This is a genomic window from Vibrio sp. 10N.239.312.D08, from assembly GCF_041466145.1.
GTDB classification, from domain to species: domain Bacteria; phylum Pseudomonadota; class Gammaproteobacteria; order Enterobacterales; family Vibrionaceae; genus Vibrio; species Vibrio crassostreae_C.
Genome location: NZ_JBFSSD010000039.1, coordinates 1 through 24,831 on the forward strand (window position 1 = coordinate 1; position 24,831 = coordinate 24,831).

Consider the following 24,831-nt stretch of genomic DNA (forward strand, 5'->3'; position numbering starts at 1 on the left):
GCCTAACGGTTGGTGGAGATGCGACGGTTGTAGCTAATGATGACGGCAGCTTCACGATTACGCCAGATGAAAACTTCAACGGTGACATCGATATCAGCTTCGATATCTCAGATGGCACCAATACCGTTCAAGCTTCAGCAGACCTGACGGTTAACCCAATCAATGACCTGCCAGTACCTCAAGATCAGCAATTCAGTGTTGAAGAAGACGGTACTTTACTGTTCACAGACGCGGATCTGCTTACAGGCGCGACAGACATTGAAGGTGATAACCTGACGGTTGAGGGCATCACTTATGAAGGCACTGATGGCGTACTGACTGACTTGGGTGAGGGATCATATAGCTTTGCTCCAAACGAAAACTTCAATGGTGATGTGAGCTTTAGCTTCGATGTGTCAGACGGTACCGATACCGTGTCTGCAAACATTGATGTTAGCGTGACTCCTGAGAACGATCCGCCTGTTGCGGGCTCAACGTCCTACACGGTGAATGAAGATAATTCGATTACCATTTCTGATGCACAACTATTGGCAACATCTTCAGATATTGAAGGTGATGTATCGATAGACAGCGTGACTTACTCTGGTAGCGACGGTGTCCTCGAAATCAATGGTAACGGCACTTACACCTTCTCGCCAAATGAGAACTTCAGCGGTGAAATTGCACTGGATGTGGTTGTTGCTGATGAATATGGTGCGACCGACTCAACGACCGCGGGCATCAATGTTCTTGAAGTGAACGATCCGCCGGTTGCAGGCCCTACGTCTTACACCATTGATGAAGACTCAGTACTTACCTTCAGTGAGTCTCAAGTGTTGCTTAACGCCTCAGATGTAGAAGGGGATGTTGAGCTTGTTGGTATTAGCTACGATGGCCCTGAGGGTATCTTCTCAGTAAATGGTGACGGCACTTGCAGCTTCGCTCCAAATGAGAACTTTAATGGCCAAGTTCAGCTTGATGTCACCATTCGTGATGAAGATGGTGCAGAAGTGGAAACCGTCATCAATGTTGACGTATTACCAATCAATGATGCGCCAGTGTCTGGTGATTTGGCTTACAACGTTAACGAAGATGGTTCAATCACACTGAGCCAAGATCAGCTGTTGTCTCAAGCGTCCGATGTAGAAGGCGAAGATCTAACCGCAAGTGACTTAACAGTTGGTGGTGATGCGACGGTTGTAGCTAACGATGACGGCAGTTTCACCATCACACCAGATGCGAACTTCAATGGTGACATTGATATTCAATTCAACATCACTGACGGTACTGACACGGTTCAAGCAACCGCCGATCTTACTGTTAACCCAGTTAATGACTTGCCGGTTCCTCAAGACCAACAATTCAGTATCGCAGAAGACGGTACGCTTCAATTTACAGACGTCGACTTACTTACCGGTGCCACCGATATTGATGGCGACGACTTAACCGTTGAAGGTATTAGCTATACAGGTGGTGATGGCGTACTGACCGACCACGGTGATGGTACTTATACCTTTGCGCCAAACGAGAACTTCAATGGCGATGTGAACTTCAGTTTCGATGTGTCTGATGGCACAGAAACAGTCAGCGCTAACATTGATGTGAGTGTGACTCCTGAGAACGATCCGCCAGTTGCGGGTTCAACCTCATACATGGTCAATGAAGACAATGCCATCACAATTTCTGATGAACAGTTGCTAGCTAACTCTTCGGATATTGAAGGTGCGGTGTCGGTTGATACTGTGACTTACAGTGGCACTGATGGTGTGTTCCAAGATAACGGCGATGGCAGCTATACCTTCCTTCCTAATGAAAACTTCAGCGGTGATATCAGCCTTGATGTGATTGTTGCAGATGAAGAAGGTGCAATTGATGAAACCACAGCAGGTATTACCGTTCTTGAAGTGAACGATCCACCAGTTGCGGGTCCAACGTCATACACCATTGACGAAGATTCGGTTCTGACGTTCAGTGAATCTCAGATTCTTGTGAATGCTTCGGATGTCGAAGGAGATGTAGAACTTGTTGGCATTAACTACGATGGCTCTGACGGTATCTTCACTGTAAATGGTGATGGTACATGCAGCTTTGCACCCAACGAAAACTTCAATGGTCAGGTTCAACTGGGTGTGACCATTCAAGATGAAGATGGCGCAACGGTTGAAACACACATTAACGTTGATGTATTGCCAATCAATGATGCGCCAGTATCGGGCGATTTGGCTTACACCATCAATGAAGATAGCTCCATCACGCTAAGCCAAGAGCAATTGCTAGCAAGAGCAGGTGATATCGATAGCGACAACTTAGAAGCTATCAACCTATCTACTGATGAAAATGCGACCATCCAACACAATGATGATGGCAGCTACACCATCACACCGAACGCAGATTACAACGGTGACCTAGATCTGAACTTCGATATCATCGATAACGATGGTGGTTCAGTTCAAGTTGGCCTAGACATTACCGTGAATCCGGTTAATGACTTGCCACAAGCGCAAGATCAACAGTTCACGATTGAAGAAGACGGTACGTTACTCTTCACCGATGCTGACCTGCTTGCAGGTGCGTCGGATATTGATGGTGATGAACTGTCGATTGAAAACGTACTCTACACAGGTGCAGATGGTGTTCTTAGCGATAATGGCGACGGCACATATAGCTTTGCTCCAAACGAGAACTTCAATGGTGATGTTCAATTCTCATTCGATGTCTCTGACGGTACTGATTCAACATCAGCTGTTATTGATGTCAGCGTAACGCCTGAGAATGATCCACCGGTAGCGGGCTCGACATCTTACACAGTTCAAGAAGATGGCCAAATCACGATCAGTGATGAGCAATTATTGGCAAACTCTTCCGATGTAGAAGGTGATGTTTCACTGTCTGGAGTATCGTACTCCGGTGATGACGGCTCTTTTGTTGATAATGGCAATGGTACTTACACCTTTACGCCAAATGAAAACTTCGATGGTGATATTTCACTAGACGTTGTTGTCGTTGACGAAGACGGTGCAACCGCAACCACAACCGCTGGCATCGATGTTATCGCTGTGAATGACGGACCTGAAACTTCGGGCATTCAGGCTGAAGTCGATGAAGATAATTCAATCACCATTACTCAAGAGCAGTTACTCGCTAATGCGACCGATGTTGAAGGTGATGAGTTAACGGCATCTAACCTACAAACCAACGATCCAGATGCGACAATTGTTACTAATGACGATGGTTCATTCACTATTACGCACACAGAAAACTTCAATGGCGAGTTGGACTTCACATACAGCATCAGTGATGGTGAGAATGAAGTTCTGACGACACTCGACTTGACGGTTAACCCTGTCAACGATGCGCCAGAAGCGGGCGATGAAATCTTCATCCAAGCGCAAGAAGACCAAACAGTTGGTGTGACACTTCGTGAAGAACCAGCACTACGTTTAGACCAAGCGCCAGAAAACGGCATCATTGAAGCAAATGTGAATGACGAATGGGTGGTACTGGAAGTAGGACAAGAAGTTCCTGCAGATACCGAAGTGCGCTTTGTTCCAAGTGAAGATGCTCTTGCTGAAGGTACACACACCACACAAATCGGTACGTTTGACGATAACGCGAGTGTGGATGATTGGGGTACAGAAGTTGACCCTTATACGCGTGAGTTCTCAGATGGTGACTTAACGGTAACTGTTCAAAGTAACGATGACCCTCTTGGTGCCTGGAATGGCAACACCCACATTGGTCATGGTATCGGTGATACTGACCGCCAAGGCTTAAGTGGTGATGAGAAACTGACGGTTTCAGTTGAAGGTCAAGACATCAATGAAATCAGTTTCCACCTAGATGGTTTGGGTGGCTGGTTCATGGAAGAGTCTCGTCACTTTACAGAAGTAGAAATCAAAGCGTTCAATGAGGATGGCGACCTAATTGACTCGATGACTTACCACAAAGAAGACCGTGGTACTTTCGAGACAGATTACACGCTAACGGTTGATCAACCAGTGTCCTACTTTGAGCTTGGTACCGTGCAAGGTAATGGTACTTACGTCGTTCAAAACATGACAGTGTCACAAACTTGTCATGATGAAGCGGTGTTTACATCGATTGGTGTAGATGGTTCAGAGATTACTGAAACGGTTGAGTTGAATATCCATGCGGGTGACAACGAAATCGAGTTAACGGCTGATCTTCCGAATATTACTGTCGATACCGATGGTTCTGCCCAGTTTGCTTCGGTTGTGATTACCGAAGAGCAACTACTGGCGCAAGCATCTGATATTGATGGCGACGACCTTGATATTGAAAATCTAGAGCTAGTGGGTGAAAACTCAGAGCATGCAACACTCACCGATAATGGTGATGGCACTTGGACGGTAACACCGGATGAAAACTTCCATGGTGAAATCGAACTTGGTTACCAAGTTACCGATGGTGAGCTGACAGACAGCAATATCATCAATATCAATTTCGAATCAGTAAATGATGCGCCAATCGTTTCTGGCCCGATTGTTCTATCGACAGATGAAGATGAAGGTATCACGTTCAGTGCAGATGACTTGCTAGCGAACACCACAGATGTGGAAGGCGATACGCTGTCTATTTCTGACATCACTTACGGTGGTGATAACGGTGAGCTAGTTGATAACGGCGATGGTACGTTTACCTTCATGCCGAATGAAAACTTCAATGGTGAAATCGACATCGACTACAAGGTGTTTGATGGAACTGATGAAGTTGCAACGCATCTAGACCTAACGGTCGTACCAGTCAATGATGTGCCAGTTCCTGGTGAACCATTGCACACCCAAATGCTTGAAAACGGCTCCATGATCATCGAAGCGAAAGACCTATTGTCTGGTGCTACCGATGTTGATGGCGACATTCTTCATGTCGAAAACCTATTACTTGCAGACCAAACGCAAGGTACGTTAACGGATAACGGTGATAATACCTTTACCTTCGAACCTGCAGAAGACTTCTACGGTGAAGTGAATCTGACTTTCGATATCAGTGATGGCCAAGCAAGCGCACCAAGTACAGCAAGAGTTGACGTTGAAATTGTCAATGAAGGCCCAGAGGTTGGTGGTCCAATTGAAGCCGCTGTTGATGAAGATGGTTCAATCACTATCACTCAAGAGGATCTGTTAGCGAATGCGACGGATGTCGATGGCGACAACCTTGAAGCCGTTAACTTAGCGACCAACGATCCAAATGCGGTTGTTGTAGAAAACCCAGACGGTAGCTTCACTATTACACCAAGTGCAGATTTCTTTGGTGAGATTGAGTTTACTTATGATGTCACTGACGCGATCGAAACTGTTGCGGCTGACCTCAACCTAACCGTAAACCCTATCAACGATGCTCCAGACGTGCCTGACATGTCTTTCACTACGGAAGACGGTCAAGCGATTACCATTACCGAAGCTGAACTATTAGCACAAGCGACAGACATTGAAGGCGACGAACTGTCAGTTGTGAATGTGACGAGTGCAAGCGACACGGTAGAAGTCACAGACAATGGCGATGGAACATACACATTAACACCAGAGCAGGGCTTCTTCGGTAACGTTGACTTAGCGTTTGATGTGAGCGATGGCACTGATGTGGTTGCCGCAAACATCGACCTAAAAGTTGAGTTCGTCAACGATGCGCCAGAAGCGACGCCAATGGTGGCAGATGTCGACGAAGATGGTTCAATCCTCGTTACACAAGAAATGTTGTTGGAGAACGCGAGCGACCAAGATGGCGATGAGTTGTTTGCAAGCGCGCTTGAAACTAACGATCCAAATGCCAGCATTGTAGACAATGGTGATGGCACGTACACAGTGACACCTTCAGAGAACTTCAATGGCGATATTGCATTCACTTATGAGGTGAGCGACGGTGAGCTGAGCACGTCTAATGATATGACATTGACCGTTAATCCGGTGAATGACATTCCAATTGTTGCTCCAGGAATGTACCACATCGAAGAGGATGGCAGCATCCTGTTCACTCAAGAAGATCTATTGAGTGCTGCAATTGATATTGATGGCGACGACCTAAGCGTTACCAGCATCAATTACTCTGGTGATGAAGGCACAGTAACCGACAACGGCGATGGCACGTTCAGCTTCGTTCCTGAAGAGCACTTCAGTGGTGATCTGCAGTTCAGCTTTACTGTGACAGACGGTACGGATGAAGTTGAACAAGACATTAATGTTCACATTGAAGCAGTTGCTGATGCGCCTGACTTAGTTATCACGGATGGTGATGGTGTTAACGTCGACGACCAGGCGATTTTGGTTGAGCCAGGCGGTATTGTTGAACTGAACATTGCTGCGGCACTTGTCGACCAAGACTTGTCTGAAACACTCACTGTTACAGTAGATGGTGTGCCAGAAGGTTCGGTTATTCAATACGATAACGAAGGCGTTCTGAATGACCAAGAGAACGGTATCACCAGTTACAACGACACTGAAATCACAGTAACGTTTGAAGGTGAGACGGCTGGCTACCAAAACGCTGCGGGTTACTACAAAGTAGACGAAGACGGCAACATCACAGGTGTTGAAGTTGTTTACGAAAACGCATCACAAGTTGGTGGTGGCGGCGACCTTGTTCCAGGGCAAGATCAATTCAGCTTCCAAGTCGAGGAAGGCGAAAGCTTTAACCTGTTCTTAATTCCAAACGGACATCAGCACAACGACTTTGATGCGATGCAAGACGGTCAGTACGAGTTCCGTGCTGAGGATGGTTCGCCTGCGAACATGGATACGGTTGATCCTCAACTTGTCTTTGTGGCTGCTGATGGAACCGAGACAGTGATTCAAGGCCAAAATGGTGACGCGATCTTCCATGGTGGTTCAAGCTCTCAGCTAAACCAAGATGGTATCGAACATACTCGTACTACGGTTAATGAAGACGGCGAGCTGGTTTACGGATTTGAAGATTTGTATGGCGGCGGTGATGCTGACTATTCTGACTTCAACTTCACAATCGATGTCGGTGAAGTGAACAGCCAAATCTACAGCGGTGAAGTAACGGTTGGCCCTGATGGTACGGTGAACTTACCAACAACGGCTATCGAAAATGCGTTACAAATCCAGTTACCAGAAGACTTCAATGAGCAGCTTGAAGTTCATGTAACCGCAACTGCGACAGAGTTATCGAATGATGATTCTGAAACGGTCTCTCAAACCATCTACATTAACGCGACAGGCGCGCACATTGAGCACGCACCTGAAGCACTTCCGGTTTCTGCAACGGTTGAAGAAGATGGTTCAATCATCATTACGCAAGAAGACTTATTGGCTAATGCGCGTGATTTAGATGGCGATCAGTTGACGGCTCTGAATTTAGCAACCGATGATGAGAGCGTTACGATTACCGATAACGGTGATGGTACGTACACATTAACGCCAGAAGCTGATTTCAATGGCGATGTTAACTTTACGTTTGATGTGTCTGATGGTGATGATGTTGTCTCTACCAACCTAGAGCTAACGGTTTCACCAGTGAACGATGGTCCAGAAGCACAAGACCAGACATTCACAGTCGGCGAAGATGGCGTGTTAACGTTCAATGACCAAGACCTATTAACAGGTGCGACGGACATTGAAGGGGACGACCTAAGTGTTGAAGGTGTAACGTACACTGGCACAGACGGTGTCCTAACCGACAATGGCGATGGCACATACAGCTTCGCGCCAAACGAAAACTTCAATGGCGATGTCAACTTCTCGTTCAATGTATCAGATGGTACCGATACGGTAACCGCTAACATTGATGTAAGCGTGACGCCAGAGAATGACCCTCCGGTTGCGGGTAGTACGTCTTACACGGTTCATGAAGACAACTCTATTACAATCAGCAACGAACAACTGCTAGCGAACTCTTCGGATATTGAAGGCGAAGTCGCAATTGATAACGTGACTTACAGTGGTAGCGACGGTGTTCTGGAAATCAACGGTGACGGTACATACACCTTCTCGCCAAACGAGAACTTTAATGGCGAAGTTAGCCTAGATGTTGTCGTGACGGATGAAGATGGAGCGACTGAAGCAACAACGGCGGGTATTACTGTCCTTGAGGTGAACGATCCGCCAGTTGCTGGCCCTACGTCATACACCATCGATGAAGATTCAGTACTGACTTTCAATGAGTCTCAAGTTCTGTTGAACGCTTCTGATATTGAAGGTGATGTTGAGCTTGTTGAGATCAACTACGATGGCCCAGACGGTATCTTCTCAATCAATGGTGACGGTACATGTAGCTTCGCTCCGAATGAAAACTTCAACGGCCAAGTGCAGTTGGATGTAACCATTCAAGATGAAGACGGCGCTCAAGTTGATACGTTTATTACGGTTGATGTATTACCAATCAACGATGTACCAGTATCAGGCGACCTTGCATACAGTGTTGAGGAAGACGGTTCGATTACCTTGAGCCAAGAGCAGCTTCTTTCTCAAGCGAGTGATGTAGATGGCGACGACCTTACTGCTTCTAACTTGATTGTTGATGGAGACGCGACGGTTGTTGCTAACGATGACGGCAGCTTTACCGTTACGCCAGATGCGAACTTCAATGGTGACATTGACCTAACGTTCGACATTAGCGATGGTACAGATACGCTGGTTGCGACGGCTGACCTAACCGTTAACCCAGTCAATGACCTTCCACAACCACAAGATCAAACGTTCAGCATCGGCGAAGATGGCATCTTGAACTTCACAGATGAAGACTTGCTAACAGGTGCGACCGACATTGATGGGGATGACCTATCGGTTGAAGGCGTTACTTACACAGGTGCGGATGGTGTTCTTACTGATAATGGTGATGGAAGCTACAGCTTTGCGCCAAACGAAAACTTCAATGGTGATGTGAACTTCAGTTTTGATGTGTCAGATGGCACGGATACAGTTCAAGCCAACATTGATGTCAGCGTGACACCAGAGAACGATCCACCGGTTGCAGGTAGCACGTCTTACACCGTTCATGAAGACAACTCAATTACCATCAGTGACGAACAGTTACTTGCTAACTCTTCTGACATTGAAGGTGATGTGGCAGTCGATAGCGTGACTTACACTGGCGCTGACGGTGTCTTTGAAGACAACGGTGACGGTACTTACACCTTCTCACCAAACGAAAACTTCAACGGCGAAGTTAGCCTTGATGTTGTCGTAACTGATGAAGAGGGCGCAACTGAAGCGACCACCGCGGGTATTACTGTACTTGAGGTGAACGATCCACCAATCGCAGGCTCAACCAGCTACTCAGTCAACGAGGACGAAGTTATCACCATCAGTTCAGAGCAACTGTTGGCAAACGCTTCTGATATCGAAGGTGAAGTGGCGATTGATAGCGTTAACTACACAGGTTCAGACGGTATCTTTACCGACAATGGTGACGGAACATTCAGCTTCGCACCGAACGCAAACTTCGATGGCGATGTTAGCCTCGATGTAGTGGTGACAGATGAAGAAGGCGCAACCGTAGCGACCAACGCAAGCATTGATGTTCTGCCTGTTAACGATGCTCCGGTATCGGGCGACTTGGCGTACAGCGTGGACGAAGATGGCTCAATTACCTTGAGCCAAGAGCAATTACTTGCTCAAGCGAGTGATGTTGATGGCGATGACTTAACAGCGGCTAACCTAACCGTTGGTGGTGATGCGACAGTTACAGCAAACGATGATGGTAGTTTCACTATCACGCCAGATGCTAACTTCAATGGCGACATTGATTTGAACTTCGACATTACCGATGGCGATGCGACGCTTCAAGCAACGGCTGACCTAACGGTTAACCCAGTTAATGACTTGCCAACAGTCGGTGAGCCACAATTTGTGACTCAAGAAGACACCAGCTTTACCTTCACTGAAGAGCAACTGCTGCAAAATGCGGGCGACATTGATGGCGATAACTTATCGGTTGAAAATGTGGCTTCAGATAGCGGTACTTTGGTTGATAACGGCGACGGTACTTATACATTTGCACCGAATGAAAACTTCGACGGCAATGTGAATGTGACGTTCGACGTGAATGACGGTACAGCGACAGTACCAGCAGAAGCGACGATTGATGTTCAATCTGTGGTTGATATGCCAGAGCTGTCGATTGCTTCTGACCTAGTGATTGCTTCAGACAACTTCGAGTCTGGCTCCAACGGTTGGAATACAGGTACTGAAAGCTCACAAGGCTTCGAATCTGGTGACATGCTAGGTCGTATTGGTGGCACTGGTGGCGAGGAGGCTGTTAGCAAAACTTACGATATTCCAAGTGATGTGAGCGAAGTTAATATCTCGTTCAACTTCTACGAAATTGATTCTTGGGATGGTGAGTCGTTCCAAATCTTTGTCGGCGGCGAAGAGCTAACGACATTAGATAATTCTGCGTTCCGTACTCAAGATGGCACAACAACGCTTTACGATTCAGAAGGAAATGAAGTCGGCGAAGTGGTTCACGGCGTATCGCAAGGTGAGGGCTTCAGTGGTTGGAATGACCAAGCACACCAAATCAACCTAACGGTACCCGTTGAAGACGGCCAACTTGAGTTAGGCTTCGGTTCAACCTTGAATCAAGGTGTAAGTGATGAGTCGTTTGGCATCGATAACATTGAAATCACAGTGTCTGACGCGGATTACCAAATCATTGGTACCGAAGATACACCTGTACCACTTGATATTGATGCGGCGCTTACTGATACCGATGGTTCAGAAAACCTTGCTATTTTGATTGAAGATGTGCCGGAAGGCAGCTCGCTTTCTGCAGGTACCGATAACGGTGATGGCACATGGTCATTGCAACCAGGCGAGCTAGAAGGGCTAGAGTTTATCCCTTCAGGTGACTTCAATGGTGATGTGGTTCTAACTGTAAATGCGACATCGACTGATGTTGATACGGGCACCACCGCGACGGCAACCCAAGATGTGACGATTCATATCTCGCCAGCGAATGATACTCCAGAAGTTGATGGTGACATCAGTGCTGTGACAGCCGAAGACAACAGCATCACGCTAACTCAAGAGCAGTTGCTAGAGCACGCTGTTGACATTGATGGTGATGATTTATCAGCAATCAACCTAACTACCAATGATGAAAATGCGACCGTTCAAATGAACGACGATGGCAGCTTCACCATTACACCGAGTGAAAACTTCAACGGTAATATCGAATTTAGTTACGATGTAACCGATGGAGAAGACATGGTCGCGGCTGGCCTAGACTTGACGGTAACACCTGTCAATGATGCGCCAGAGCCACAAGACCAAGCATTCACTATTGGTGAAGATGGGGTTCTTAACTTCACTGACGCTGACCTGTTAACGGGTGCGACGGATGTTGAAGGTGATGACCTAACAGTCGAAGGTGTGACATACACGGGTGCTGATGGTGTGCTTACCGACAATGGTGACGGAAGCTACAGCTTTGCGCCAAACGAGAACTTCAATGGTGATGTGAACTTCAGCTTTGATGTGTCAGATGGCACGGATACGGTTCAAGCCAACATTGATGTGAGCGTGACGCCTGAGAACGATCCACCAGTGGCGGGTAGCACGTCTTACACTGTGCATGAAGACAACTCAATCACGATCAGTAACGAACAGCTATTAGCCAACTCTTCAGATATTGAAGGTGAGGTTGCGATTGATAGCGTGACTTACACTGGCAGTGACGGTGTGTTCGAAGACAACGGTGACGGCACTTACACCTTCTCGCCAAACGAGAACTTCAATGGTGATGTGAGCTTAGCGGTTGTTGTTACCGATGAAGAAGGGGCAACAGAAGCGACCACCGCGGGAATCACCGTACTTGAGGTGAACGATCCGCCAATCGCAGGCTCAACCAGTTACTCAGTCAACGAAGATGAAGTTATCACCATCAGTGCAGAGCAACTGTTGGCGAACTCTTCTGATATTGAAGGTGAAGTGGCGATTGATAGCGTTACTTACACAGGCGCTGACGGCATCTTTACTGACAATGGTAACGGTACATTCAGCTTTGCACCGAACGCAAACTTTAACGGTGATGTTAGCCTCGATGTAGTGGTGACAGATGAAGACGGTGCGACAGTAGCCACCAGCGCAAGTATTGATGTTCTTCCAATTAACGATCCACCAGTATCGGGTGATTTGGCATACAGCATTGATGAAGATGGTTCCATTACTCTGACTCAAGAGCAGTTGCTATCTCAAGCATCTGATGTGGATGGCGATGACCTAACCGCAAGCAACTTAAGCGCAGGCGATAATGCAACTGTTGTTGATAATGGCGATGGCACCTTTACGGTAACGCCAGATGCGAACTTCAATGGCGATATCGACCTAAGCTTTGATATTTCGGACGGCACTGAGTCGATTGTGGCGAACGCCGATCTGACGGTAAACCCAGTCAACGACTTGCCAACGACATCTGATGTTTATGCGAACGTTGATGAAGATAATGTCATCACTATCACGCAGGAGCAGTTACTTGCGAATGCCGCTGATATTGAGGGCGATGACCTTGTCGCCTCCGACTTAACCTTAGTGGGCGACGATGCAACGATTGTCGACAATGGCGATGGCACGTTCTCAATCACTCCAAGCGAAAACTTCAATGGCTACATCGATGTTGCCTACAGCATCAGCGATGGCGACACACCAATTGCCGCTAACTTAGGCTTAACCGTTGACCCAGTTAACGACGCGCCAATTGTTTCTGCTGATGTGGCGATAACCATTGAAGAAGACGGTTCATACACCATTACTCAAGAAGAGCTCCTACAATTCGCGACTGACATCGAAGACGATGACATGACCGCAATTATCGGAGAGCAGGGCGATGAAACAACCGTAACCGGTACAGTGTTGGATGCTGAAACTGGCAATCCAATCGCAGGTGCGGATGTTACGCTAACCGACAACGCAGGTCATTCTTACACAGCGGTGACCGATCAATCTGGTAACTACTCTGTGAGCGGTCCAGTTGTTGACCAAGGTACCGTTACGATTGAACAAGAAGGCTCAATTACTAGCAGCTTCCTAGTTCCAGCAGGCGAAGATACCAATGGTGGCGTGACTGCAATATCTGAAGTCCTTGAAGAAACAGATATGCGTATCGTGGTCACATGGGGTGACAGTCCACGTGATATGGACAACCACCTATGGCTCTACGATACAGAGAATGGCAGTGAGCTAGACCATATTTACTATCGCGACATGAGCCATGATTTGGGTGAAGGTAATGTCGTTCAGCAAGATGTAGATGACACGAATGGCGGTGGTCCTGAAACCATCACTATTCCAAATTATCAAGATGCTGACATGCACTATTCAGTACACAACTACACCAGCAGAAGTTGGGATGTAGATGGTGTTGAAGATGTACAGGTTCAGGTATTTGTTGGCGATACATTGGTTGAAACCTTTAGCCCTGATTTATCTGAAAGCCCATCGGGTGACCACTGGCATGTATTTGATATCGTGAACGGCGTTATTGTTCCAAGCCAAGATGTAGGCAGCGAGAATGCGTTTGATTTACCAACGGCAGAAGAAGCGCTCGCGAATGAAAACGGCATTGATATCTCTGAATTGCTAACCGGCGAGGAAGGTGATGATTCTGGTGAAACGGGTGGTAACGAACCAAGTGTTGGAGATGTTTCCATTGAGAACGCTCTTATCACTGACAATGGTGATGGTACTTACACCATTACACCGGAAGAGAACTTCAATGGTGAATTCTCGATTAGCTACAACGTAGACGATGGCAACGGTGGGGTTACTCCAGCGGAACTAGACGTGACCGTAACAGCAGTTAACGACCTTTCTGTAATTTACGACCACGACTACACCATTAATGAAGATGGTTCGCTGACCTTTACCGATGAACAGCTATTGGCTGGTGCAACGGATATTGATGGCGATGACCTTTCTGTCGAGTCGGTTAACTACGAAGGTACAGACGGTGTGTTCACGGATAACGGCGACGGTACTTATACCTTTGCTCCAAACGAGAACTTCAATGGTAATGTCGACCTAACTTACGATGTGAGTGATGGTACAGATGTTGTATCGGCGAATATTGATGTTCAAGTGGTTCCAATCAACGACGTACCGGTAGCGGGTTCTACGACTTACAGTGTTGAAGAAGACGGCAGTATCACCCTAAGCGATGCACAACTTCTAGCGAATAGCTCGGATGTTGAAGGGGAAGTGTTTGTCAGCGATGTAAGCTACAGCGGCACTGATGGTGTATTCACTGATAATGGTGATGGTACTTACACCTTTGCTCCAAACGAAAACTTTAACGGTGACATCAGTCTTGATGTCTCTGTTATGGATGAAGATGGCGCAACCGCTGAAACAACCGCAGGTATCGACGTCATTGCCGTTAATGACTTGCCAGTTGCAGGTTCAACGACCTACAGCGTTGACGAAGATAACGTGATTACCATCTCTGAAGCACAGCTTCTTGCGAACAGCTCAGACATTGAAGGTGATGTATCCGTTAGCGACGTTTCCTACTCAGGCGCAGACGGTATCTTTACTGACAATGGTGATGGTACTTACAGCTTCGCACCAAATGAAAACTTCAACGGCAATGTCAGCCTAAATGTCACCGTTGCTGATGAAGAGGGTGCAACGGCTGAAACCACTGCGGGTATTGAAGTTATCGCGGTTAACGACGCGCCAGTGTCAGGTGACTTGGCTTACTCAGTGGATGAAGATGGTTCAATCACACTAAGCCAAGAGCAGCTGCTTGCTCAAGCATCGGATGTGGACGGCGATGATCTTACCGCTGCCAACCTAACCGCCGGTGATAACGCGACCGTTACGGCAAACGATGATGGTTCATTTACCATTACCCCGGATGCTGACTTTAATGGCGATATTGACCTAAGCTTCGACCTTTCTGATGGTACTGAAACGGTTGTTGCAACGGCTGACCTTACTGTGAATCCAGTGAATGACATCGCAGTTGTAGAAGATGTCGCTTACACCATTGAAGAAGACGGTTCGCTTACCTTTACGGACGAGCAACTGCTAGCAGGTGCTTCTGATATTGATGGTGATGAGCTTTCAGTTGCCGACGTGTCTTACACTGGCGCAGAGGGTGTGTTTACCGACAATGGCGATGGAACCTACACCTTTGCACCGAACGAGAACTTCAACGGTGACGTAAGCCTAGACTTCTCAGTATCTGACGGTACAGAGACGGTCGATGCTAACATCGACGTAACGGTAACAGACGTTAACGATGCACCAGTGGCAGGCGCAACGTCTTACCAAATGAACGAAGATGGCACCATCACATTGAGCCCTGAGCAGTTGATTGCTAATAGCTCCGATGTGGACGGTGAAGTGTCGCTTGATAGCGTGAGCTACTCAGGTGCAGACGGTATCTTGGTTCAAAATGAAGATGGGTCGGTAACGTTCGCACCAAACGAAAACTTTAACGGCGACATCAACCTTGATGTGACGGTTATTGATGACGACGGTGCAACGGCTCAGACTACCGCTAGTATTGAAGTTATTGCAGTTAACGACGCACCAGTGGCCGGAAACGTGGCTTACTCGGTTGATGAAGACGGTTCAATTACGCTATCTCAAGAGCAGTTGCTGGCTAACGCATCCGATGTTGATGGTGATGCACTAACCGCAAGCAACCTATCTGCAGGTGACAATGCGACCGTAACAGCGAACGAAGATGGTTCATTTACTATCACTCCGGATGCTGATTTCAACGGTGACATTGATTTGAGCTTCGATGTGTCAGATGGCCTTGAAACTGTTCAAGCTGGAGTCGACCTAACGGTTAACCCAGCCAATGACCTACCAACAGCAGAAGACCAAAACTTTACTGTTGAGGAAGATGGAACGCTAATCTTCACGGATGCAGACCTACTAGCAGGTGCTGCAGACATTGACGGCGATGACCTGTCTATCGTTGACGTGTCTTACACGGGCGCAGAAGGTGTGTTCACTGATAACGGTGACGGCACTTATAGCTTTGCTCCGAACGAGAACTTCAATGGCGATGTCAACCTAGGCTTCACAGTGACTGATGGCACTGAGACAGTCGATGCCAATATTGGTGTGACGGTAACGGATGTTAACGATGCGCCGGTAGCGGGTTCTACGTCTTACCAAATGAACGAAGATGGCACCATCACAATCAGCCCTGAGCAGTTAATTGCTAATAGCTCTGACGTTGATGGTGAAGTGTCACTTGAAAGCGTGACTTACTCAGGCTCTGACGGCACCTTGGTTCAAAACGATAATGGGTCTGTGACCTTCACGCCAAACGAGAACTTTAATGGTGATATCAGCCTAGATGTGGTCGTGACCGATGATGACGGTGCAACGGCAACAACAACGGCAGGTATCGAAGTTCTGGCTGTGAACGATGGACCTGAATCTGAGGATGTGAAACTAACCACAGCCGAAGACAGCACCATTCTTATCACACAAGACATGTTGTTAGCTCAAGCTACCGACATCGATAACACCGCAGACGAGCTGTCGGCTTCTGGTCTACAAATCGACCCTAGCTTGGGTGAGTTGCTAGATAACGAAGATGGTACTTGGTCATTTACACCAAACGAAAACTTCAATGGCGATGTGCCAATGACGTTTAACGTTAGCGATGGCCAAGAGACAATTTCAGTCGACGGCAACATCGATGTTACGCCAGTGAATGATGCACCTGAAGCGCCAACCATTGAGATGCAAGGCGAAGAAGATGTGGTCATGGTGATTGACCCTGCTTACATCGCGGGTCAAGTGACAGACCTTGATGGCGACGAGATCAGCATTGAGAGCATCACAGTACGAGCACCAGCGAATGCGACCTTAACTCAGCAACCAGACGGCATGTATCACTTAGTGACTACTCAAGACTTTAATGGCTTAGTAGAACTCGGTTATCAAGCGACTGACGGTGAAGAAGTGGTTGATGGCTCGCTGAATGTGGATGTCATTCCGGTTAACGACGCACCATTCAATGTCGGCAACGCAATGATGACCACAGACGAAGATGGCGCGTTCACCTTCGATGCTGGCGACTTGATGAACTTGTTCGGTGACATTGATACCGCAGACCTTGTTGTTTCTCGCATTATCACCGCAGACGGTGAAGATGGCGGAGAAGTTACAGACAACGGTGATGGTACTTGGACATTCACACCAACAGGCGACTTTGCGGGTGTTTCTGACCTACAAGTTGTCGTGAGTGACGGTGAGTTCGAAACGGTTCTCGATGTTCCTGTGTACGTACGTCCTGTCGCAGATGGCGCGGTTATTTCAACTGACCATGACGGTCCATTAGTCTTCGGCGAAGATGAAACGGGTCACTTGGGACTGAACGTTGGCCTAGTCGATGATTCAGAAACACTAAGTAACTTGGTGATGACAGGTTTCCCTGTTGGATTCGAGGTAACAGATGGTGTGAATACCGTGATGATCACCGAGCCGGGTCAATACATCGACCTGTTCGACTGGGATATCTCAAACATTCAAATGACGCCGCCGGAAGACTTCCATGGTGAGTTCTTCGTAACCGTAAGCGCAACAACGGTTGATTACGGAGATGAGCCGGAAGCGTTTGATGATGGTATCGATTCAGGTGATTTCGAAACTGTGGCGGGTGATTCCATCATCCTAACGGCGGACGACCTAATTGCTTTGGCTGAGAATGTGGATGCAGACAGCGATGATGAAGTGAAACTGGTTCATCTTGCCGACCGCAGCCAAGGTGAGATTGTCGATAATGGCGATGGCACTTGGACGTTCACACCAGCACCAGGCTTCACGGGCGAAGCAGACATTGCGTACGTAGTTGATAAAGATGGCGTGCTTCATGATGAGCAAACTGGCGTAGTCGTGAAAGAAGGTGACTCGCAAGGGAATGCAGCACCAGAAGTTAACAGCATCACAACGACGGAAATCGCAGCGGATGCCACCTTGTCGTTCACTGATGAAGACATGTTAGCGAATCTGAGCGATGCAGAAGGCGACAGCTTGAGCATTGAGTCAGTAAGCTTGATGGAAGGTCAGGGCGTAATTGAGAGCGATAACCAAGGTAACTATCAATTCACTCCTGCTGAAGACTACACCGGCGATGTTCAAGTTGGGTTTATAGCGACCGATGGCGAAAATCGCATCGAAAGCTTCTTCAATGTGGATATCCAAAGTGGCGATGAAGCAGCGGCGAGCGAAGGTTATACCTTAGCTGATGATGGTTCACTAACTATCACGGATGCACAGCTGGTGGATGAGTTAGGCGTCAGTGATTCTGCACAAGTTGTTGATGTTGCAGACGCGAACGATGCTGGCTTCTTTGCCGAATCAGGTGAAGGTGAGTGGACTTACTGGCCGAACGAAGACTTCGATGGCAATTTAGCGATGAATGTTGAAGTTAACGACGGCGGTGAAGTATCAAGTCACAGCTTAAGCATCCAAGTTGAAGATGATTCAGTACAAAGTGATGAACCACAAGTCCAAGCTGCTCAAGCAACAGAAGAGCAACAAGTGGAAGTGGCTCAACAAGCTGATGACCAAGCTCAAGATGCTGAAACTGAAGACAGTACAGCAGATGTAACCGCGGCACCGGGCGATACTATCTCTATCTCGATTCCAGATGAGGTGAGTGGTAACGAATCGGTTGATTACGCTGATATGTCTGGTCTACCTGAGGGCGCTACTGTGAGCAATGCACTGGATAACGGTGATGGTAGCTTCACAATCAGTGGCAACCTAGAGCAGCCTGTATCTGTCGAACTCCCAGAAGGTTACGAAGGTACTAGCGAGATCCAATTCCAAGGTTACGACGAATTGGGTAGCTCAATAGACGGTGCTAGCGGTTCTGTTGAAGTTGAGGTCGATGATCAATACACCATGCAAGGTTCTACGCAAGAACAGCAACCGGACATGGCGGGTATGGAATCTGGTGGCAGCGACTGGACAAGTTCAGGTGGTCAAGATCAAGGTGTTGACTTCACGGACGACTCTGGAAGCTTCGATTCAGATTCTCAAACTGGAACGGATCAAGGCAACGACTTCGACCAAAGCTCGATTTAATCGAGAGGGCTTAGTTTTAGTCTAAACCGACAAGCAGATAGGGCAGCGTAAAGTTGCCCTCATTAAAGCCATGTAGAGTTATTGATACATGGCTTTTTTTTATTTATTTTTTTGTTTCGCTAAATAAACTTGAGAACAGGTAAATATGTCCTTAATTATTAGAAGGGTCCGTTAGACAGGAGGGACGACATGTATCGTTATGTCAGTTCACCGCAAGCGTCGAAGTACATAGTGCCACCGCCTCAACATCGAGAGTTGTCGAGTGTGGATGTGCCTGAGTCTGAATTAGAGATGCGAGAAATATTGAATAATTGGTTTGCTGATGGTTTAGCGCCCATTATTGAAAGTGACGATGACTACATCTCTGCGAGCGATCACGTTCGATTTGAAAAGCTTAGCCGCACCGTTGGGATGTTGTTGAGAAACAAAGATTATTATTTTGCGGCTAAACGGATTTTATCAGTGTGGGAACAAGATTGTCTTGAAACCACTTATATCAATTATCTCATTTTGCGCAGTGAGCGAGTCACTTCTTTAAGGTAAGTTAATGGTGTGGCATTTGTCATTTTTCATTAGGCATTAGGCATTAGGCATTAGGGATTAGCGACTTAGGGTTCGTGTGCTTACGATCTTTTTATTTTTCTAACGAATCAGCAAACAAAAAGGGCAAGCTTGGAGGCTCACCCTAAAGGTCTTTGTTTTGGCTTAACGTTATTTTCAACTAATTCTCAACTGGGTTACGACTTACACCCAACCATCAAATTTGAGTCGTTTTTGAATTCTTTCGACCGCTTCTTTCTGCATTTGTCTAACACGTTCATTAGAAACATTCACATCCAACATTTGTCCGACCTCAGACAGCGTTTTCACCTTGTTATCAAAGAAACCAAAACGGTGGATGAGCACCTTTTGTAATTTTGGAGGAAGTGTATAGATGATTTGTTCTAGAGCTTGGGTAAAGGATTGATCCTCACAATCTTGTTGAGGGTCTGGGATATATTCACTTTCGCATTGATCAAGCACCATAGGCGCATGGCTAGTTCCAACCGTTGTCGTCACGTCAATAAACCCGCTCAACGCCACCAGTTGATCGACGCGTTCGGCCTTTACACCTGAACTGTCTGATAGCTCAGAAATTGAAACCTCTTTACTCATTTTTTTGCTTGCATCGAGCTTTTTTGAGGCGAGGTTGTTTATTTCTTTACACACGTGGGCTGGCAATCGAACGGTTCGACCCGTGTTCATGAGTGCGGCTTCAATGTTTTCGCGGATCCACCAAACAGCATAGGTTGAAAAACGATAGCCTGGTTCTGGATCGTATTTGTCGATGGCCTTAATCAAGCCAATGTTGCCTTCCTCGATCAGGTCGAGCAGGGTGAAATTATTGCCTTTACGTTTTAGGTAACTCTTTGCGATTTTCACAACAAGGCGCAGGTTTGATTCGATCATGACATCACGCGCTTTTTTATCACCCGCGCGATTCAATTTTGCGTAATACACCTCATCTTCACGCGACAGCAGATCAATGCCAACAATATCTTTCAGATAATGAGCATAAGGGTCTGCACTGGTAGAAAATGATTCGGTAATGGGTGTTTCATCCGTGAGCCCCTGAAACGCAGCAAAACTATCGTTGTTCATTTCCTTGTCCTTATCTAGCCGACTGAACGTTTTAGTTTTTTTTATTATGCCACCAAGTGATTAACGCTTGGTTTCATTAGAGTGTAGATAACAATTTCTTCTTTACCAATAAATAAAATGCAATTTCGTATGTTTATGTCACAAAAAGATCTACAAATATTTAACTATTTTGCATCTCATCAAGTGTGTTGGTTTTTCGTTTAAAACATTAAGACGGATAGTTTATAAAGCATGTGTTATACATCGGTTTATCTAGATAAATGACGTGAATTTATAGGTGTGGGTTAGAACTATAATTGAGAGGAGAAATGATGAGAAAAATGTTAAGAGTCGAGGTTCAATGTTTCCAAGCACCTCAACTCTTTTAGCTGTGTCGGCTGTTAAGTATCGCCATGCACGTTTTAATTCTATCGACTAATAAGTGCTAAGAACCTCATCGATTTGCTGATTAATGATCTTCATTTCGCTGTAGATAACCGAAAGATCATCATCTTGCGGCGCAAGCTTATTGAGTGTGTTTTGTTCTACTCTTTCCAATGCAACTGTGGCCGTTTCTTCACCAAAGCTGGCTAAAATGCCTTTTAAGGTGTGCACGGTAAAATGAAGCTTGCCCCAATCTTGTTGTTGAACCAACTCTTCGATCTCTTGTAGCGAATTGCCATGGTCTTCTTGATATGTAGACAAAACGGCGTAAATGACGTCTCTGTCATTGTCTAAATAGGCGTTTAAAGCATCAAAGTCTAGCATGTGGACTCCTGTCGGCTGAATGTTGAAAATGGGCTAGGCGGCTTAGTGGAAAAACCATACCTTGATGAATCACTAATCCATTGATTCCATTTTGGAGGAAGTTCTAACTGTAAGATTTCTTCTAGATAGTCGTCGCTAAGTTTCTCATCTATATGAGCTTTATTGACGGCGTATATATAGTCAAGTTTGGCGGCAACTGAATATGGGTAACTGTGAATGTAGTCCTTTATTTCTTGGATCGAACCCAAATTTTCAATGTTTATACACGTTGAAGGGTCGACATTTTTGGACTCAAGTTGGTGATTTATGGCTTCTCCACGAGATTTGAGACATTCCACTGTTAAATGATAAAGAGAGTACTCACCAAAGTGGGCGAGCATGGGTAATAACTGAGTGAGCAAATAAGTCGGTTGGCTGTGGAAATTGTTCGCTAACAGTGTCGAAGCTCTAATCACTTTTTTGTGGGCAATCTGAGGGCTATTTTCGATGAGCAATATGCTGCTCTGAAATAGGGCAAGGCTGGCCAAAACTTGCTGCTGTTGTTTTACCGGAAGTTTCAGGTTTACCAACTCGGTGAATTGGTTGGCGTGCTCAAGCAAAATACGTTTGTACTTTAGTTGCGTCTCGCGCTGATACGTTGCTTTTAAGGAATTAAAGTGCGCACCAATGGAATGGATGACATCAATGTCAGCAGCTGAAATGTGGGTTGCATACATCTCACCTAACTTTATGATCATATGTGTGTTATCTGCGTTCTCAGCTAAGTCGATGGCCCTGATTGCACGATGGCTGATGCTGGGAGTCATCTCAAATGCACGAATCGCTAATTTAAGAGCAGGCAGCAGCATTTTATGTTTTTCATAGATACAGCTTAAGCAGTCAATCACGCTCAATGAGAGTGGCTGTGCTATTAGAAAATTGTGGAGCTTATCTATGGCTAAATTTGGCTTGCCTAAGCTGTCGAGAATCAGCGCCTCAGCCACCAATTTGGTTGGGTGCATGTTGGTTTTGGAGTTGTTAATGACGCTAGAGAGTAACTGCCATTTCTTACCTGCAATTAAATGTTCAATCAATGTCGCTTCGAACTGAACGCTAGTACCATTAGGGGAGATCGCCAAAGTTTGAGCTAATCTCTCTTGACTGGCAATGGGATACAAATCATTCAGTTGGGTGAGTTTCTTTGAAACGGACACGGCACTTTGGATCTTTTTACCCAACGTTTGAGTATTAATCGGTTTAGAAACGAAGTGGTGTGCTTCACCTGAAAGGGCGGTTAATACTGTTTCCTGACGCATATCCCCAGAGAGCAAGATTGTCGCCACAGTATGATCGATGAGGCGGTTTCGATACAGAATGCCCAACAGCTCAAAGCCAGTAAAAGACTGTTCTAAGTGGTAGTCAATGAGGAGTACATGAAAAGAGTGTGTCTCGACCGCTTTAATGGCTTTTCGATAGTCGGTCGCAATAAAAATACAGTCGCGCGAAACTCCCAAACTAGCCAGTTGCTGCTTAATAAGTATTGTTGCGCTTTTAGAGTCGTCGACGATCAAAATTCGAAGGTCTGTTGGTAAGGTCAAATCCATTTTCCTTAATACCAAATGTTATTTTTTAATTTAGGTGTCAAGTTGCACATTGTCAAGGTGCCTATATCACATACAAACACTCAATAAACTATTGGTAATTAAAGAGTATTAGATAACATTTATGAAAGCCTTCAAACGCAGGTGACTTTTACCTGATTTTAGTGGGGTTATACGTGTTTTAGAAATAAAAAAGAGGCAAGCCGATAAGCTCACCTATCTGTTTTATTGTTCGAGTTTTTATTCGAAATGTTGTTCTTTGCTTGAAGTTTTATTTACCGAAACTCTAGCGTTAATCACGCATGTTTAGAATCAATACTGCCGCTAGAGCCAAGAACGCCGTCATCATTAAGAACACATCGTTGTAAGCCATGATGGCTGCGTCACGTTGCATTGTGCCGAGCAAACTTGCTTGTGCTTGTTGCATCGCAGTTGCGGCATCACTTCCTGACTGAATGAAAAACGCTTGTTGTTGCTGAAGCGTCTGCCAACCAAGTTGACTCACTGAAGGTAGCGACTCCTTGATGTGTGCTAAGTGCTCACGGGTTTTGTTATCCAATAGCGTAGCGATAATCGCGATGCTGAAAGCGCCCCCTAAGTTCCGCATTACGTTGGTTAACGTTGATGCGTCTGGCGTGTCCATTTTGCTGATGTTCTTCATGGCAACCAAAGACAGCGGAACCATGATGAACGGACTACCAATAGCACGCAGAACCATAGATAAAATCAGCTGTTGCCCGCCAAAATCGATTGTCATGTGTGTATTTACGTAACAACTAAAACCGAACATCGCGAAGCCAAAGGTAACCAAGTACTTAGGCTTAATGATCTGTGTTAGCTTTGGCACAATTGGGAATATCAGAAGCTGTGGGAAACCCATCCACATTAGCACTTCACCAATTTCCATCGCGTTATATTGCTGAATTTGAGTGAGATACATCGGTAGAACATAGATAGAGCCGAGCAATGCCATTCCTAGAATCAAATAGGCGATACAAGACATCGCAAATTGCCCATCCCGCAATAGCCGCAGGTTAACCAATGGCTTCTTGTGTTGGAGTTCGTTTATCACGAAGTAAACCAAACTCACCGCCGACACGATACTCAAGCCAATAATAAAGCTCGAACTGAACCACTCTTCACGGTTACCTTCTTCTAACACCACTTCCAAACAACCTAGCCCTAATGCCATGGTGGCGATACCAAACCAATCGGCTTTTTTCAGCGTGCCAAGGTCGAGCTTTTCATCGTCCAAGCCATATCGGATCATGGTGATCACAAGCAAAGCTGGCGGAATATTGATGTAGAAAATATAGTGCCACGAGAAGTTCTCCGTCAGCCAGCCACCAAAGGTAGGGCCAATCGATGGAGCAAAGGTCGCGGTTACACCAAACAGTGCCATACCCACAGCACGCTTGTTGACCGGCAATAACTGAATCACCAGCGAGAAAGCAAGCGGGATTAGAGCACCACCACTGAAGCCTTGCATCGCGCGGAAAACGATCATCGAGGTCATGTTCCAAGAGAACGAACACAACAAAGATGAAATGGTGAAAATGGCTGTCGTCCACGTGATATAACGGCGTTTACCGAGCGCTTTAGAAAGCCAACCACTGAGTGGGATAGCGATCATCTCTGCGACTAGGTAAGACGTAGAGATCCACGAGCTTTCATCCAAGGTGGCTGATAGCGCACCTTGAATATCTTTGAGAGACGAGTTGGTGATCTGAATATCCAAGATCGCCATAAACGCGCCAATCAAGCCGCCAAATAGGGCGATCCAATGGCGTCTCGAAACCTCGTCATCATCATTTGTTTGGGTGACAACACCAGCGTTACTCATG

The 24,831-nt window shown here is 46.3% G+C and carries 6 protein-coding genes; 2 read left to right on the top strand and 4 right to left on the bottom strand.

Annotated features, from left to right (window positions below; all coding sequences use genetic code 11):
* A partial coding sequence (locus AB6D58_RS18215; protein ID WP_372157953.1) for a tandem-95 repeat protein occupies nucleotides 1-19,019 on the top strand: 19,019 nt, incomplete at its 5' end.
* A gap of 189 nt (nucleotides 19,020-19,208) precedes the next feature.
* A complete protein-coding gene (locus AB6D58_RS18220) occupies nucleotides 19,209-19,562 on the top strand; it encodes a hypothetical protein (protein ID WP_017060510.1) in 354 nt (117 codons plus the stop codon).
* Nucleotides 19,563-19,763: 201 nt separating this feature from the next.
* On the opposite strand, the gene AB6D58_RS18225 is transcribed toward AB6D58_RS18220, so the two are convergent.
* The 4 genes from AB6D58_RS18225 to AB6D58_RS18240 form a co-directional block, all read right to left on the bottom strand.
* The gene (locus AB6D58_RS18225; protein WP_372157956.1) at nucleotides 19,764-20,660 is read right to left on the bottom strand and encodes an RNA polymerase sigma factor RpoD/SigA; all 897 of its coding nucleotides are present in this window, start codon (nucleotides 20,658-20,660) and stop codon (nucleotides 19,764-19,766) included.
* Between the two features lie 414 nt (nucleotides 20,661-21,074).
* Nucleotides 21,075-21,407: an Hpt domain-containing protein gene (locus tag AB6D58_RS18230; protein WP_017060508.1), complete on the bottom strand. Its 333-nt coding sequence runs from the start codon at nucleotides 21,405-21,407 to the stop codon at nucleotides 21,075-21,077.
* Nucleotides 21,401-22,990 (bottom strand): response regulator, encoded by a 1,590-nt coding sequence (locus AB6D58_RS18235; protein ID WP_372157958.1) that lies wholly within the window; start codon nucleotides 22,988-22,990, stop codon nucleotides 21,401-21,403. Before AB6D58_RS18235 ends, AB6D58_RS18230 begins: the two co-directional genes overlap by 7 nt.
* Nucleotides 22,991-23,279: 289 nt before the next feature.
* Nucleotides 23,280-24,830, bottom strand: a complete 1,551-nt coding sequence (locus AB6D58_RS18240) for a DHA2 family efflux MFS transporter permease subunit (protein WP_017060506.1) — start codon at nucleotides 24,828-24,830, stop codon at nucleotides 23,280-23,282.
* Between the last annotated feature and the right edge of the window lies 1 nt (nucleotide 24,831).

Bases quoted from the DNA above. Each gene is read 5' to 3' on its own strand.
- AB6D58_RS18220 (WP_017060510.1), top strand. From the start codon at position 19,209: ATGTATCGTTATGTCAGTTCACCGCAAGCGTCGAAGTACATAGTGCCA.
- AB6D58_RS18240 (WP_017060506.1), bottom strand. From the start codon at position 24,830: ATGAGTAACGCTGGTGTTGTCACCCAAACAAATGATGATGACGAGGTT.
- AB6D58_RS18225 (WP_372157956.1), bottom strand. From the start codon at position 20,660: ATGAACAACGATAGTTTTGCTGCGTTTCAGGGGCTCACGGATGAAACA.
- AB6D58_RS18235 (WP_372157958.1), bottom strand. From the start codon at position 22,990: ATGGATTTGACCTTACCAACAGACCTTCGAATTTTGATCGTCGACGAC.
- AB6D58_RS18230 (WP_017060508.1), bottom strand. From the start codon at position 21,407: ATGCTAGACTTTGATGCTTTAAACGCCTATTTAGACAATGACAGAGAC.